This window comes from Stenotrophomonas nitritireducens (genome assembly GCF_001431425.1).
GTDB classification, from domain to species: Bacteria; Pseudomonadota; Gammaproteobacteria; order Xanthomonadales; family Xanthomonadaceae; genus Stenotrophomonas; species Stenotrophomonas nitritireducens.
In genome coordinates this window covers 1-513 of record NZ_LDJG01000046.1, presented here as the reverse complement: position 1 = coordinate 513, position 513 = coordinate 1, and the positions used below count along the sequence as shown (strand labels likewise).

Annotated in this window: 1 pseudogene; it reads right to left on the bottom strand. The window is 68.4% G+C overall.

The annotated features are described in order from the left end of the window. Window positions 1-219: 219 nt before the first annotated feature. Window positions 220-513 (bottom strand): annotated as a pseudogene (locus tag ABB22_RS17275) (carboxylating nicotinate-nucleotide diphosphorylase); the annotation flags it as partial.

The following is a 513-nucleotide window of genomic DNA, read 5'->3' as shown; positions in this document are numbered from 1 at the left end:
TCGCAGACCTCCAATGCCATGGCAGGCAGCGCGGGCTGCAGCAGTAAGCAGCAGAGCAGGAATCGTTGGGCCACGGCGGGCTCCCCTCGGGCATGGGGCGAGCCTCGCAGAAATGGCTGTTCCTGTGTCGTGAAATCACGGGCTGTGCCGGGGCGCCCCGGGCCCGATGTCCGGTTGGAACTGCGCGCCTGTGGCGCAGGTCCAGCTGCAGGCATCCCTTCAGTGCGGCGGCAGGCCCAGTTTCAACGACAGGTCGATCGCCTGCACATGCTTGGTCAGCCCGCCGATGGAGATGCAGTCCACGCCGTCCTCGGCAATGGCGCGCAGGCCATCCAGCCCGACGCTGCCGGAGACTTCCAGCGGAACCCGCTTTTCAGGCGCCTGGCCAGCGGCGATGCGCACCGCGTCGCGACGCATGGCCGGGGTGAAGTCGTCGATCAGGATGCGGTCGCAGCCGGCAGCCAGCGCTTCTTCGAGCTGCGCCAGGTCCTCGACCTCGACCACCAGCGGCAG